Annotated in this window: 13 protein-coding genes; 4 read left to right on the top strand and 9 right to left on the bottom strand. The window is 64.8% G+C overall.

All coding sequences use genetic code 11. The features are described from left to right. Positions 1-31: 31 nt before the first annotated feature. The 4 genes from ACREYQ_RS04030 to ACREYQ_RS04015 form a co-directional block, all read right to left on the bottom strand. The gene (locus tag ACREYQ_RS04030; protein ID WP_042884496.1) at positions 32-685 is read right to left on the bottom strand and encodes a methionine ABC transporter permease; all 654 of its coding nucleotides are present in this window, start codon (positions 683-685) and stop codon (positions 32-34) included. Then, the gene (locus ACREYQ_RS04025; protein ID WP_432259504.1) at positions 675-1,709 is read right to left on the bottom strand and encodes a methionine ABC transporter ATP-binding protein; all 1,035 of its coding nucleotides are present in this window, start codon (positions 1,707-1,709) and stop codon (positions 675-677) included. Before ACREYQ_RS04025 ends, ACREYQ_RS04030 begins: the two co-directional genes overlap by 11 nt. Before the next feature lie 164 nt (positions 1,710-1,873). Beyond that, complete coding sequence (locus ACREYQ_RS04020) at positions 1,874-2,677, bottom strand: enoyl-CoA hydratase (RefSeq protein ID WP_432259503.1); 804 nt, start codon at positions 2,675-2,677, stop codon at positions 1,874-1,876. A gap of 12 nt (positions 2,678-2,689) precedes the next feature. Beyond that, positions 2,690-3,613 carry a histone deacetylase family protein gene (locus ACREYQ_RS04015; RefSeq protein WP_432259502.1) on the bottom strand — a complete coding sequence of 308 codons (924 nt, stop codon included), beginning with the start codon at positions 3,611-3,613 and terminating at the stop codon, positions 2,690-2,692. Between the two features lie 150 nt (positions 3,614-3,763). Between ACREYQ_RS04015 and mltB the strand changes: the two genes are divergently transcribed. From mltB to ACREYQ_RS03995, 4 genes are all read left to right on the top strand, one after another. Further along, positions 3,764-4,870: a lytic murein transglycosylase B gene (mltB, locus tag ACREYQ_RS04010; RefSeq protein ID WP_432259501.1), complete on the top strand. Its 1,107-nt coding sequence runs from the start codon at positions 3,764-3,766 to the stop codon at positions 4,868-4,870. Positions 4,871-5,026: 156 nt separating this feature from the next. Beyond that, the gene (locus ACREYQ_RS04005) at positions 5,027-6,136 is read left to right on the top strand and encodes a glycosyltransferase family 9 protein (RefSeq protein ID WP_432259500.1); all 1,110 of its coding nucleotides are present in this window, start codon (positions 5,027-5,029) and stop codon (positions 6,134-6,136) included. After that, complete coding sequence (locus ACREYQ_RS04000; RefSeq protein WP_432259499.1) at positions 6,133-7,134, top strand: glycosyltransferase family 8 protein; 1,002 nt, start codon at positions 6,133-6,135, stop codon at positions 7,132-7,134. The genes ACREYQ_RS04005 and ACREYQ_RS04000 overlap by 4 nt, the downstream gene beginning before the upstream one ends. 48 nt (positions 7,135-7,182) lie before the next feature. Beyond that, positions 7,183-8,238, top strand: a complete 1,056-nt coding sequence (locus tag ACREYQ_RS03995) for a glycosyltransferase family 9 protein (protein ID WP_432259498.1) — start codon at positions 7,183-7,185, stop codon at positions 8,236-8,238. Between the two features lie 12 nt (positions 8,239-8,250). On the opposite strand, the gene ACREYQ_RS03990 is transcribed toward ACREYQ_RS03995, so the two are convergent. The 5 genes from ACREYQ_RS03990 to rfaD all read right to left on the bottom strand — a co-directional run bounded on the left by ACREYQ_RS03990 (position 8,251) and on the right by rfaD (position 13,742). Next, positions 8,251-9,519, bottom strand: a complete 1,269-nt coding sequence (locus tag ACREYQ_RS03990) for an O-antigen ligase family protein (protein ID WP_432259497.1) — start codon at positions 9,517-9,519, stop codon at positions 8,251-8,253. A gap of 205 nt (positions 9,520-9,724) precedes the next feature. Further along, positions 9,725-10,627, bottom strand: a complete 903-nt coding sequence (cysM, locus tag ACREYQ_RS03985; RefSeq protein WP_432259496.1) for a cysteine synthase CysM — start codon at positions 10,625-10,627, stop codon at positions 9,725-9,727. Positions 10,628-10,731: 104 nt separating this feature from the next. Continuing rightward, on the bottom strand, positions 10,732-12,030 hold the full coding sequence (locus tag ACREYQ_RS03980) for a solute carrier family 23 protein (RefSeq protein WP_432259495.1): 1,299 nt from the start codon (positions 12,028-12,030) through the stop codon (positions 10,732-10,734). Positions 12,031-12,243: 213 nt separating this feature from the next. Beyond that, the gene (locus tag ACREYQ_RS03975) at positions 12,244-12,600 is read right to left on the bottom strand and encodes a ComEA family DNA-binding protein (protein ID WP_432259494.1); all 357 of its coding nucleotides are present in this window, start codon (positions 12,598-12,600) and stop codon (positions 12,244-12,246) included. Between the two features lie 146 nt (positions 12,601-12,746). Next, positions 12,747-13,742 carry an ADP-glyceromanno-heptose 6-epimerase gene (gene rfaD, locus ACREYQ_RS03970; protein ID WP_432259493.1) on the bottom strand — a complete coding sequence of 332 codons (996 nt, stop codon included), beginning with the start codon at positions 13,740-13,742 and terminating at the stop codon, positions 12,747-12,749. Positions 13,743-13,754: the final 12 nt, after the last annotated feature.

Raw genomic sequence — 13,754 nt, 5'->3', positions numbered from 1 at the left:
TATGCGTTCCTATTTCAGAGAGAGATTTGGCTTAGCGGTGGCTGATGCGGCGGACGAGCCAGTCACCGAAGCTTTGTACTGCCTGCACGAACACGATCAGGATCACCACCACCGCCACCATCACCTCGGTGATATAGCGCTGGTAGCCGTAGCGGATGCCCAGGTCGCCCAGGCCGCCGCCGCCGATCGCGCCGGCCATGGCCGAATAGCCGACCAGGCTGACGAAGGTAATGGTCAGGCCGGCGACAATGCCGGGCATGGCCTCGGGCAGCAGCACCTTCCACACGATCTGGCCGGTGGTGGCGCCCATCGACTGGGCCGCCTCGACCAGGCCCTTGTCGACCTCGCGCAGCGCGCTTTCCACCAGGCGCGCGATAAACGGGATCGCCGCGATGGTCAGCGGCACGATCGCCGCCGTGGTGCCGATCGACGAGCCGACGATAAAGCGCGTGAACGGGATCACCACCACCAGCAGGATGATGAACGGGATCGAGCGCACCGCGTTGACCACCACGCCGATGGTGCGGTTGAACAGCGGATGCGAAAGCACGCCGCCACGGTTGGTCAGGTGCAGCAGCACGCCCAGCGGCACGCCCAGCAGCGAGCCGACCACGCCCGAGATCGCCACCATCAGCAGGGTCTCGTTGAACGAGGTCAGGAACAGGTCAGACATTTCAGACCACATGCTCGAACTCCTCCACCACGACGCCTTGCGCCTGCAGGTATTCCATCGCCGCCTTGACGTCGGCCAGTTCGCCCGTGGCCATGATCGCCAGCGAGCCGAAGGCCTGGCCCTGGATCTCGTCGATATGGCCATGCAGGATATTGAAGTCCAGCCCGTAGCGGCGGATCGCCTGGGCCAGCACCGGCTGGTCGACGCCCTCGCCGGTAAAGGCGAGCCGGTAGACGTGGTCGCGCCCGTTGCCCAGCCGGCTCTCCACGCGCTTGAGCACGCTCGCCGGCAGCTCCTGCGAGATGACGTCGCCGATCATGGCGCGGGTGACCTCATGCTGCGGGCGCAGGAACACGTCGATCACGCGCCCGGTCTCCACCACCTGGCCGGCTTCGAGCACGGCCACGCGGTCACAGACCTGTTTGATCACTTCCATCTGGTGCGTGATCATCACGACGGTCAGGCCCAGGTCGCGGTTGATCTGCTTGAGCAGTTCCAGGATGGAGCGGGTGGTTTCCGGGTCCAGCGCCGAAGTGGCCTCGTCCGAGAGCAGCACCTTGGGCTTGCTGGCCAGCGCGCGCGCAATGCCCACGCGCTGCTTCTGCCCGCCGCTGATCTGCGCCGGATAGCGGTCCTTCAGCGACGACAGGCCGACCAGGTCCAGCAGCGGCAGCACCGTCGCGGCGATCTCGGCGCGGGGCTTGCCGGCCAGTTCCAGCGGCAGCGCCACGTTGCCATATACCGTGCGCGACGACAGCAGGTTGAAGTGCTGGAAGATCATGCCGATGTCGCGGCGGGCCAGGCGCAGCGCGCCCTTGTCCAGCGCCGTCAGGTCCTGGCCGGCGACGGCCACGCGGCCGCTCGAGGGCCGGTTCAGCAGGTTGATGGCGCGTACCAGCGTACTTTTGCCGGCGCCGCTGCGGCCGATGATGCCGAAGACTTCGCCCGCCGCGATCGACAGGCTGACGTCCCGCAATGCATGCACGTCGCCAGACGCGCCCGGGAAGCGCTGCGACAGTCCTTGCAGTTCGATCATGTAAAGGTGACCAAAAGAAAACGGCAACAGGCGAGGGATCTCCAGCGCTGTTGCCGCTCGTTATTTTTCTGAAGCGCGTATTTTATGCGATTCGCTTCATACCATAAACGACTTTCTTCCGATGTCTTTATGCGTTCCCGGCATATAAGAACCGGGAAAGTCGATCATGAGCCACGCCATGACGGCGCGCGCTTGTCGATAAAGGCCTGAACCCCCTCCAGCGCCGACTCTTCCATCATGTTGCAGGCCATGGTCTGGCCGGCAAGCTGGTAGGCGGCCTCGATGCCCATTTCCAGCTGGCGGTAGAACAGGCCCTTGCCGGCAGCCACCGCGGCGGCCGGCTTGGCGCAGATGCTGGCGGCCAGGCTCGCCACCTCGTCGTCCAGCTGTGCGGCGGGCACGATCCGGTTGACCAGGCCGCGCTCGCGCGCGGCGGCGGCGTCGATCATGTCGCCGGTCAGCAGCATCTCCAGCGCCTGCTTGCGGTGCAGGTTGCGCGACAACGCCACCCCGGGCGTCGAACAGAACAGCCCCAGGTTGACCCCTGACACCGCAAAGCGCGCATCGTCGGCGGCCACCGCCAGGTCGCACATCGCCACCAGCTGACAGCCCGCCGCCGTGGCAATGCCCTGCACGCGCGCAATCACCGGCTGCGGCATCTTCTGGATCGCCATCATCATGCGCGTGCAGCGGTCGAACAGGCGCCGGTAATAGTCATGCGATGGCGAGGCCCGCATCTCGCGCAGGTCGTGCCCGGCGCAGAAGGCCTTGCCCGCGCCGGCCAGCACCACTACGCGCACGGTGTCGTCCGATGCCAGCCGGGCCAGGGCCTCGGTCAGCGCATCGAGCAGGCCCTCGGACAGCGCATTGAACGCCTGCGGCCGGTTCATGGTCAGGCGCGCCACGCCCGCGGCGTCGCGCGACTCGGTCAGCAGCGGTGCATCCACGCGGGCATCGTTCTCGGCCATGGCAACGGTCTCCTATCGCTCCAGCAGCACCTTCAGGTGCGCCAGCACGCTGCGGCCCAGCGCGCTCAGGTTGTAGCCCCCTTCCAGGCAGCTGACGATGCGGCCCTGCGCGTGGGTACGCGCAACGTCGATCAACTGGCCGGTGATCCAGGCGTAATCCTGCTCCACCAGGCCCATCTGGCCGAGGTCGTCCTCGCGGTGCGCATCGAAGCCGGCGGAGATGAACAGCATCTGCGGGCGGAATTCATTGAGCCGCGGCAGCCAGATGGTCTCGACCACTTCGCGCACCGCCATGCCGTTGGTATAGGCCGGCAGCGGGATATTGACCATGTTGGGCGCGAGATGCTCGGTGCCGCTGTAGGGATAGAACGGGTGCTGGAAGAAGCTGCACATCATCACGCGCTCGTCGCCGCGGAAGGCCGCTTCGGTGCCGTTGCCGTGGTGCACGTCGAAATCGATGATGGCCACGCGCTCCAGCCCGTGCGCCTGCAGCGCGTGGCGCGCGGCAATCGCAACGTTGTTGTAGAAGCAGAAGCCCATGGCGCGGTCGGGCTCGGCGTGGTGGCCGGGCGGGCGCACGCAGCAGAACGCGTTCTCGAATTCGCCGGCGATCACCGCGTCGGTGGCCGCCACCGCCGCGCCCGCTGCCAGCGTGGCGGCGGCGAGCGTGTGGGAATTCATCGAGGTGTCCGGATCGATCGCGTGGTAGCCGCTGGCCGGGCTGGCGCTTTCGAGGGAGTCGACATAGTCGGGCCGGTGCACGCGCTCCAGCTGCTCGCGCGTGGCGGGCGCGGCCTCGCGGCGCTCCAGCAGCCCGTCCAGGCCGTGAGAAATCAGGTGATCCTCGATCGCCTGCAGGCGCTCCGGGCACTCCGGATGGAAATGCCCCATCTCATGCCGCTGGAACTCGGGGTGCGTGTAATAGCCTGTCGGCATCTCTTATCGTCGCAATGTTGTCTCCAATCGCTACGTTAGCACACGCAAGGCCATGCTACCCAGCGGGGCCGGCGCGCCATGTCGTGGGCGCCGGCGCTGCAAATGCCGCAGTGGCATCCGCTATACTCGGTGCGACTTGCAAAGGACACCATGACCGACCCCCAGCGCTCACTGCGACGCCCCCTGCTGGGCGCCGCGCTTTCCGCTGCCGCACTCGGACTCTGCGGCCTCTCCCCCAGCCTGCTCGCCGCCGGCAAGCGCCGCGTCAGCGTGCGCGAGGAAGAGATCGAACCCGGCCGCTACCGCGACAACCCGCAAGCGCGCGCCTTTATCGACGAGATGGTGGCCCGCCACGGCTTTGACCGCGGCACGCTGCAGGAATGGTTCAGCCAGGCGGTCTATTCAGCCACCGTGGTGCGGCTGATCATGCCGCCCGCCACGCCCGGCCGCAAAAGCTGGCGCGCCTATCGCTCGCGCTTTATCGAGCCGATCCGCATCAACGCGGGCGTGCGCTTCTGGCAGGACAACCGCGACACCCTGCGCCGCGCCGAAGCCGAGTTCGGCGTGCCGGCCTCGGTCATCGTCGGCATCATCGGCGTGGAAACCATCTACGGCCGCGACATGGGCACCTTCCGCGTGCTCGACTCGCTGTCCACGCTCGCCTTCGACTACCCGGATACGCCCAACCGCGAAGCCCGCAGCGCGCTGTTCCGCAACCAGCTGGCCGACTACCTGCTGTGGTGCCGCGACACCCGCACCGACGTGTACTCGGTGCTGGGCTCCTACGCGGGCGCCATCGGCATCCCGCAGTTCATGCCGACCAGCCTGCGCGAATACGCCATCGACTACGACAACAACGGCCGCATCGACCTGCGCAACAGCCCCACCGACGCCATCGGCAGCGTCGCGCGCTTCCTGCAGCTGCACGGCTGGGAGGCGGGCCGTCCGGTGGTGTGGCGCATTGCCAGCGATCCCGGCAGCCTGGGGGTAGCCGCCGCCGCGGCCGACGGCGAGCCGTGGCCGACGCGCACGCTCAACCAGCTGACCCGCGCCGGCCTGCGCGTGGACGAGCCGATCGACTCCGCGCGCGAAGGCGAGACCGGCGTGCTGGTGGTGGACCTGCCCACGCCCGACCAGCCGACCGAGTACCTGCTCGGCCTGCGCAACTTCTACGTGCTGACGCGCTACAACCGCAGCTTTTTCTATGCGCTGGCGGTGTACCAGCTGGGCGAGGCGGTCAAGGCGGCGATGGGCTGACGCACCACGGCCGTCGCCGGGGCGTCCCGACCCGCCGCGAAGGCCCTGACTCCCACTGGAGAAAGTGCCTTTTCCTCCGCAATGGAGGCAGGGTGGCCGGCTGCGTTCGTTTACAATGGCCGGTCGTTGCCACGCGACTTTCCACATGAGTAATCCGTGACCCAGACCCAGACCTTGATTCCAGCAGAACTGCTTCGGAAGTCGGACAAGATCCTGTTCATCGCCCACCTGGCGCTGGGCGACTTCACCTACCTGCAGAATTTCTTCAAGGCCTTCGCCGAGGCCTACCCGCACCTCAGCGTCCACCTCTGGGTGGATGAAGTGCGGCGCACGAGCAATTCCGCGGAATGGGAGCACCTGAAGAAGTACTCGCTGTACGACTGGGTGGGGGCGTGCGGATTCTTCAAGAAGGTCTATACCCAGACCTACAGCCCTGAACTGTATGAGGCGTCGATCCGCGAGGCCCGGCAGGAGCATTACCCCATCGTCGTCTCGCTGGCCACGTTGCGGCCACACCAGTACGCCACGCTGGCGCGCGCAATCAGTCCCGATGGCTGGATCGTCGGCATGGAAAAACCGGTCAAGTTCTTCCAGCCTCACCATCGGCTGGCCTACCGCAAGCTGGATGCCGCCATCCCCTCATATCGGGTCGACCGCGCCAATCCGCAGCATATCAGTGACGTCTACGCGCACTGGTTCCGGCAGATCGGCGGGCCGGAGGTGGATGCCGCCGGGCGCTTCCCGTTCGTGGAGATCCCCGACGCCTGGCGGCATCATGCGCGCAAACAGCTGGCGGCCTGGGGGTTCGAGCCGCGTCCCGGCAAGCTGGTCTTTGTCAATCCCTACGCCAAGACCAGGAAGCGTTGCTGGCCGCTGGAGCACGCCGCGGAACTGATCCAGGCCATGCAGCGGCTCGACGCGTGGCGCGACAGCAGCTTTGTGGTCAACGCGGTCCCGCAGGAGCTGGCGCATGCCCGCCAGGTCATCGGCAGTTTCCGCCTGCAGCGCACCGAACTGTTCAGCGCCGAGGACAACTTCTTCCAGCTCCCGGCCCTGCTGGCGCAATGCGACCTCATCATTTCCGTGGAAACCGCGGTGATGCACCTGGCCAATGCGGTCCATGTGCCGGTGATCGCGCTGATGCGCCAGAAGAACCCTGAGTGGACCCCCATCGATCGCAACCACAGCACCGTGATCACTGCCCCCAACGCGCGGGACTGGGTCAAGGCCATTTCCGTCGAACAGGTCATCCGAGCCATCCCATGAACCCCCAAGCGACCGCCCCTGCGCTCACCACGACCCCGGAGACGGGTCCGAACGGCAAGCCGTCTTTCCACATCGCATTCTGCGTTGACGATAACTATTTCCGGGCGATGGGCGGCACCATTGGCTCGATCATCGACAACAACCCGGGGCAGCACTTTACCTTCCACGTGCTGACGCTGTCGGCCTCGGCGGATAACCAGCGCCGCCTGGCGCGTCTGGAATCGATGTACCCCGGCGTCAGCACGCGCCTGCACGTGCTGGACCTTGGTTCGTTCAAGCAGTTTTCGCATTTCCTGGGCCACTCGCACTATTCGCTGTCGATCTTCACGCGGCTGGTGATTCCCAGCGTGCTGCAAGGCCAGACGGATCGGGTGCTGTACCTGGATGCCGACATCCTGTGCGTCAACCGGCTGGACGAACTGGTCGACATGGACATCAGCGAGGACATCGCGGTGGTCGTGCCGGATGCGCCGGTCACCCTGCAGCGCCGCGTGGCCGCCCTGGGCCTGAAGCACAACGAGTACTTCAACGGCGGCGTGCTGTTCATCAATATCGAACGCTGGCTGCAAGAGGACATTACCGGGCAGACCATGAAAGCCCTGCTCGAAAGCAAGACCGACATGCGCTTTAACGACCAGGATGCACTGAATATCGTGCTCAACGGCCGCGCCCGCTATGTCTCGCCGCGCTGGAACTACCTGTATGACCTGATTCACGACCTGAATGTGAACAAGTTCGCCATGCGCCCGGTCGGCAAGGCCGTGTTCATCCATTTCGCCGGGTCGGTCAAACCATGGGCGGACTGGAGCGGCCATGACGCGCGCAAGCTGTTCCACAAATACCTGGGATTGTCGCCGTGGCAGGATCTGCCGCTCGATCCGGCGCCGCGCAATACCAAGGAAATGCGCATGCATTCGCGCTTCATGTACCGCCAGGGGCGGCCCGCGGAAAGCCTGAAGTGGTATCTGCGCTATCTGCGCAAGCGGGTCCTGAAATAACGGCTTTGTCCGGCGCCCCGCAGCACTACCGAGTCATCTTCAAGAGTCATGGCAATACGAAGCAAGCATATCCTCGTCTCCCGTACTGACAATATCGGCGACATCGTCCTGACGCTGCCCATGGTGGCACGCCTGCGGCAACTGAATCCCGGCGCCAGGATCAGTTTCCTGTGCCGCGCCTATGCGGCGCCGCTGGTGCGCTTTTGCACGGATATCGACCAGGTCATCGAACTGGAGGATATTGCCGATGCGCCGGCGGAATACCTCAAGCATTCGGATATCGACACCTTGCTGCTGGCGCAACCGGACCGCGACCTGGCCTATGCGGCATTCCGCGCCGGGATCAGGCACCGGATCGGCAATGCGCGGCAGAAACTGTACCTGCTGTTCTACTGCAACCGCCGGGTGCGCTTCAGCAAGCGGATTTCCGAAGATCACGAGGCCCAGATCAATTTTGAGTTCCTGCGCGCCTTCGGCCCCAGATCGATCCCGACGCGCGAAGAGATTCCGGGCATGTATCACTTCGACATCCCGGTCAACAGCGAAATCGCCCGGCAGTTGCAGCCCTACGGCTTCAACCTGGTACTGCATACCAAATCGAACGGACACGGCCGCGAGTGGCCGATCGAACATTACACCGCGCTCGCGCAATGGCTGCGGTCACAGCCGGATGTGCACCTGTGGCTGACCGGCAGCGCCAAAGAAGGGGAATGGCTGAAGATGCACGGGCAGGCGCTGCTGCAGTTGCCCAACGTGACCAGCGTCTGCGGCGCCCAGACCCTGGGGCAGCTGACCCAGCTGATCCGGCAGGCCGACGGTCTCATCGCCAGCGGCACCGGACCGTTGCACCTTTCCGCGGCCATTGGCCAGCGTACGCTGGGGCTGTTCCCGCCGACCCGCCCCATGCACCCGGGGCGCTGGGCAGCGCTGGGGCTTCGCGCTCAGAACCTGTCCATGCAGAAGAGCTGCTCGGCCTGCGAGAAGATCGTGGCCGATACCTGCGACTGCATGCGACAGCTCAAGCCGCAGACGGTCCACGGCATCGTCAACGACTGGATCCTGGAAAAGAAGGAGATGGGGGCCAGGGCGCAAGCGGCCAACTGACGGCCGCCGCCGTCAGCGCGGCCCGGCCGGCGGGCCGGCCGCCTGCCGGGTCTTGATGATAAAAGCCAGGAACGCGGCAACCATGATGGGGTAGTAGCCGGCCAGAACCGGCCAGAAGAACATCAGATCGGTAAGGCCGAAGGCAAAAAAGCCGAGCACCAGGACGCAGCCCATCCGTGCCGCCGTGCGGACAGCGCGGTCCGCGTGGCCTAGTTCCCGTGCGAAGTAGTAGCCCGGAACCAGGTAGAGCAGAAGTATCGATGCCAAGCCAAAAATACCCGAGATCACCATGTTGAAGAGGATCTCGTTGTGGGAGTGTGCAAAGCGCATCAGGTCTTCCGTGACCTCATGCTTATGGACCATTTCCCTGATGCCCGCGTCGTAGTTCTCTCGACCGATACCGAAAACGGGGGCCTTTGCGATCAGCTTCAGCGCCGCGCCCCAAAGTTGCAGCCGATGGCCCGTGGAAGTGGATTTGCCTTCGCCCTGTGAATATGCCTGCAGGTCTGACTGGGTATCGACGAACCGGCTGGCCGCATGCTGGTTCAGGCCGAACATCACCGCAACCACGAGCACCAGCGAAGCGACCCACGCCCATCGATGGCGGATATTCAGTCTCGCGAAAAACAGGAAGAACACCAGGAAGAGCGGCAAGGCGAGCCAGCTGCCGCGCGTGGCGGTCAGTACGCTGGTGTACAACCCCGCTGCACAGGCACCCATTTTCGCCAGCAATACCAGCTTCTGCTTCGGTTCATTCCAGGCAAAGGAAACCAGGGCAAGCACACCGGCCAGCAACGCGATATCCGAATAGGCGATGATCGAGATGAAACCGATATTGCCATCGCGGACATTGCCGCCCTTCGTGAAGATGTATGCCTTGACCATGGCCACGATTGCCGCCAGCACGACACCCCACTGCAGCCATTGGAAATGGCGCCGTGGCACGAAGAACAACACCCAGAAAATCAATGGAAACGCGGCAAGCCGCAAGGCCCGGTCGTAGTACTTGATGCCGAAATCTCCGCTCCAGGCTTGTTGGAACAGGATCGCCAGGCAGGCGGACACCATGGCCAGATGCAGCGGCCAATAGGATCTCAGCAGCGCCGCGAAGCCCTGCCGTTCCGGTTGCAGCCGCATCGCCAGGGCGACCAGGGCCAGGGCCACGAACAGGAAGGCAATGGCATTTCCCGCGTTGTGGATCAACAGTGCGACAACCGGATATACGAGCAGGAGAGACGTGGTCAACCACTGGTACAGCAACTGCAACTTCTTCTTTCCCATCTGTCGTCAGTATCCTTATTAAGCCCGGACGGCCGCTACGCCTCCAAGCCAAGCGAGGCGCTGGTCCCGTAGCAGGCCCCGCGCCATCAGAATGCTCGTGCTATCCGGGACATGGTTTGCACGCCGGCACGCCACGGACGCAACGCTCCACCGCCATAGGTGTTGGCGGTGCAATTCGGGCACGGAGCCGTCGCCGCGCGCCAACTCAGGCCGGAAAGACGCCTGTGGACAAATAGCGATCACCTCGGTCGCAAACCACAAAGACGATCGTGGCGTTCTCAACGGTTTCCGCTACCTGCAGGGCCACGCAGAGCGCGCCCGCCGCGGAAACCCCGCAGAAAATGCCCTCTTCGGCCGCCATCCGACGGGCCATGTGTTCGGCATCTGCCTGGCTGACGGGTTCCGTGCGGTCGATATACTTCGGGTCGTAGATCTTCGGCATATAGGCTTCCGGCCACTTGCGGATACCCGGAATACGCGAACCTTCCGCAGGCTGCGCGCCGACGACCTGCACTTCGGGGTTCTGCTCCTTCAGGTAGCGCGACACCCCGGTAATGGTGCCCGTTGTCCCCATTGCCGACACGAAGTGGGTAATACGCCCCTGCGTTTCCTGCCAGATCTCAGGCCCGGTGGTTTCATAGTGGGCCAGCGGGTTGTCCGGGTTGGCGAACTGGTCAAGGATCACACCCTTGCCCTCGCGCTCCATGGAATCAGCCAGGTCGCGCGCGTATTCCATGCCGCCCTTGACCGGCGTGAGGATGATCTCCGCGCCATAGGCGGCCATGCTCTGGCGGCGCTCCAGGCTGAGATCCTCCGGCATGATCAGTACCATCTTGTAGCCGCGGATGGCGGCCGCCATGGCCAGTGCAATGCCGGTATTGCCGGAAGTCGCCTCGATCAGGGTATCGCCCGGCTTGATGCGGCCGCGGGCCTCTGCGCGGACGACCATGGAAAGGGCCGGGCGGTCCTTGACCGATCCTGCCGGATTGTTGCCTTCCAGCTTGCCGAGGATCACATTGCCACGTGCGTCATTGGCGGCGCCCGGAATCCGCTGCAACCGGACCAGCGGCGTGTTGCCGATGGTGTCTTCTATTGTCTTGTAGGCCATGGTGCGAGAGTCGTATTTTGGCGGCCATTGTAAACCACCGCACTTACCCGTGCCGACGGCCGGGCTTTGCCCACCGGCCCCGGCGCACCATGGCCTGGCCGTGGCTACGCGTCCTTGTTGCCGTCACCCAGCAGGTGATAGAGCAGCATGCAGCCAAAGGTCGCGGTACCGATCCCGCCCAGCGTCATGCCGCCAAGCTTGAGCGTCAGGTCGCCTGCCGCCACGGTCAGCGTGGCGCCGACGGTGATCAGGTTGCGCGAGCTGGAGAAATCCACGTGATTCTGCACCCAGATGCGGCCTGCGGTGGCCGCGATCAGGCCAAAGACCACGATCGTGAGGCCGCCGATGACCGGCCCGGGGATGGTCAGGATCAGCGCGCCAAACTTGGGCGAGAAGCCAAGCAGGATGGCGACGGCAGCGGCCACGACAAAGATCAGCGTGGAGTAGATCCTGGTGACAGCCATCACACCCATGTTCTCGGCATAGGTCGTCACGCCCGTGCCGCCGCCGCTGGCAGAGAGGATGGTCGCGATACCGTCGCCGATGAAGGCCCGGCCGATATACGGGTCGAGATTGCGGCCGGTCATCACGCCGATTGCCTTGATGTGACCCAGGTTCTCCGCCACCAGCACGATGGCCACCGGTGCCACGAGCATCATGGCGCCGACATCGAAGACGGGCGCCGTGAAGGCAGGCATCCCAAACCAGCTGGCCGCCGCCACGCCTGAAAAATCGATCGGCTTGCCGAGGCCCATCAGGTTGGCGCCGACATAGTAGACAAGATAGCCCGCCAGGCCGCCGATCAGCACTGGCAGCCGACCGAGCATGCCCGGCGCACGCACCGCCACCAGGCCGACCGCCAGCACGGCAAGCAGCCCGACCCAGGTGTCGAATGACGACCCGCTGACCGCCTTCACCGCCACGGGGGCCAGGTTCAGCCCGATGGCGGCCACGATCGCACCCGTGACGACCGGCGGCATGAGCCGCTCGACCCATGCATAGCCGACCGCCTGCACCACCAGGCCTATCACCGTGTACAGCACCCCGGCGGCGATGATGCCGCCAAGCGCAACGGGAATATTGGGATTGGACCCGCTGCCGGCATAGCCGGTTGCGGCAATGACGACGGCGATAAAAGCGAAACTGGAGCCGAGATAGCTCGGCACCCGCCCACGTACGCAAAGAAAGAAGATGAGCGTGCCGATGCCCGAGAAAAGGATGGCGATGTTGGGGTTGAACCCCATCAGAATGGGCGCGATTGCCGTCGACCCGAACATTGCCACCACATGCTGGACACCTGCGAGCACGGTCTGCCCGGCCGGCAAGCGCTCGTCAGGTCCGATCACGCCCTCGGTCTTGAGACGCCATCGCGGCAGGAATCCGGCGTCATCGCCATTGTTCATTGTTTTCTCCCTGTTGTTTGGTCAGGCGGTTTGGCCATGCGGCCGGCTTGGCCGCGGCGGCGTCCGCATGATACTCCGGCCCCGGCGGCACGCGAAGGCCTGCGCCTTGCGCTGTGGCATCGCCGCCGTGGCCGGTCCAAAGACATCAGGGGAGAAGTGAGCAAACAGCATGGCGGCATGCACGACAGGCTATCGCCGTGATGCCGCCAGGCGCTAGCGCGCGGCCGACTTCTTGCCCGGCGCTGCCGCCGGAGCCGCCGGCGCCGCTGCGGTCTTGGCAGCGGGCACGGCAGCCTTGGCCCCGAACGTCAGCCCGGCCTCCTCAAGCCGGGCGGCGGATTTCGGGCCCACGCCGCTGACCCGCTGGGCAAGGTCACCGGCATCCTTGTAGGGGCCATGCTGGTTGCGCTCTTCGACAACGCGCTTCGCGGTGGCAGGGCCAATGCCCTTGATCGAGGTCAGCGCCGCCTCGTCAGCCGTGTTGACATCCACTGCCGCAAAGGCAGCGCCCGCCAGGAACATCCAGGCTGCCGCAAGCAGGCAGCCTTGTCCAAACCACGTCTTTAGCATTTGTGAAGCTCCTTCCGGTTGGGCGCCTCGCCGGGATTGGCAAGGGCAGGAACAGGATAGAGCTCACCACATGCGCCGGCGCACGCGGCAACACACGTTCACATGGTTACACAGAAGCGTGTCCGGAGCGGATCGCGGCGCGGCACTCAGGCGCCATGCGCCAGCAGCCACTCGCAATAGCGCGCCACACCCTCTTGCGCGAGAACGAAGGGCGCGGTGTAGCCGGCGCTGCGCAACCGGCTCACATCGGACTGGGTAAAACACTGGTACCTGCCGCGCAGCGCTTCGGGAAAGCGGGAATACTCGATCAGGCCTTCCTGCACGATCTCGTCCAGCGCCAGGGTGGTCTTGCCCTCAGACAGCCTCACCGTATTGACGACGGTGCGGGCAATATCGTTGAAGGTCTCGGCACGTCCTGTGCCGACATTGAAGATCCCAGACTTGCCCTGGTGCTCCAGGAAGTGGAGGTTGACCTTCACCACGTCTTCCACGGCAACAAAGTCATGGCAGTGGGCGCCCGGCCCATACCCCCCGTACTCGCCAAAGATCTTGATCGCGCCCTCGGCACGGAACTGCTCGAGGCCCTGCAGCACCATGGACGCCATGCGTCCCTTATGGGTTTCGCCGGGGCCATAGACGCTGAAATAGCGCAGGCCGGCCACCTGCGACAACGCGCCCGCCATGGCACGCCTGGCCACCTGGTCGAACAGGAACTTCGAATAGCCGTAGATGGCGAGCGGATGTTCGCAATCGCGCTCCTCGCGGAACCCCGGCGCGGCCCCGTACACGGCAGCGGTCGACGCGTAGATGAACTGCACGCCCTGCGCCAGGCACGCTTCCATCAGCGCCTGGCTGTAGCGGTAGTTGTTGGCCATCACATAGCGGCCGTCCTGTTCCGCGGTGTCGGTGCACGCGCCCTGGTGCAAGACGGCCTTCACCTTGCCGAAGTCCCCGCGCGTGAAGCGGGCCAGGAAATCGTCCTTGTCGATGTAGTCCCGGATATCGCAATCCACCAGGTTGCGGAATTTTTCGGAGCGCGCCAGGTTGTCGACGGCAAGGACATTGCCCTCGCCACGCGCGTTCAGTCCCTTGATAAGGTTGCTGCCGACAAATCCGGCAGCCCCTGTGACGATGATAGCCATGTTCGATTCAAC

Origin of the sequence: Cupriavidus sp. TMH.W2, assembly GCF_050847365.1 — a bacterium.
GTDB lineage: Bacteria > Pseudomonadota > Gammaproteobacteria > Burkholderiales > Burkholderiaceae > Cupriavidus.
Note: the sequence above shows the minus strand (reverse complement) of the source record. Positions and strands in the feature narration are given on the sequence as shown.

Bases quoted from the DNA above. Each gene is read 5' to 3' on its own strand.
- ACREYQ_RS04030 (WP_042884496.1), bottom strand. From the start codon at position 685: ATGTGGTCTGAAATGTCTGACCTGTTCCTGACCTCGTTCAACGAGACC.
- ACREYQ_RS03990 (WP_432259497.1), bottom strand. From the start codon at position 9,519: ATGGGAAAGAAGAAGTTGCAGTTGCTGTACCAGTGGTTGACCACGTCT.
- ACREYQ_RS04020 (WP_432259503.1), bottom strand. From the start codon at position 2,677: ATGGCCGAGAACGATGCCCGCGTGGATGCACCGCTGCTGACCGAGTCG.
- ACREYQ_RS03975 (WP_432259494.1), bottom strand. From the start codon at position 12,600: ATGCTAAAGACGTGGTTTGGACAAGGCTGCCTGCTTGCGGCAGCCTGG.
- ACREYQ_RS04000 (WP_432259499.1), top strand. From the start codon at position 6,133: ATGAACCCCCAAGCGACCGCCCCTGCGCTCACCACGACCCCGGAGACG.
- mltB (WP_432259501.1), top strand. From the start codon at position 3,764: ATGACCGACCCCCAGCGCTCACTGCGACGCCCCCTGCTGGGCGCCGCG.
- ACREYQ_RS04015 (WP_432259502.1), bottom strand. From the start codon at position 3,613: ATGCCGACAGGCTATTACACGCACCCCGAGTTCCAGCGGCATGAGATG.
- ACREYQ_RS03980 (WP_432259495.1), bottom strand. From the start codon at position 12,030: ATGAACAATGGCGATGACGCCGGATTCCTGCCGCGATGGCGTCTCAAG.
- ACREYQ_RS03995 (WP_432259498.1), top strand. From the start codon at position 7,183: ATGGCAATACGAAGCAAGCATATCCTCGTCTCCCGTACTGACAATATC.
- cysM (WP_432259496.1), bottom strand. From the start codon at position 10,627: ATGGCCTACAAGACAATAGAAGACACCATCGGCAACACGCCGCTGGTC.
- rfaD (WP_432259493.1), bottom strand. From the start codon at position 13,742: ATGGCTATCATCGTCACAGGGGCTGCCGGATTTGTCGGCAGCAACCTT.
- ACREYQ_RS04025 (WP_432259504.1), bottom strand. From the start codon at position 1,709: ATGATCGAACTGCAAGGACTGTCGCAGCGCTTCCCGGGCGCGTCTGGC.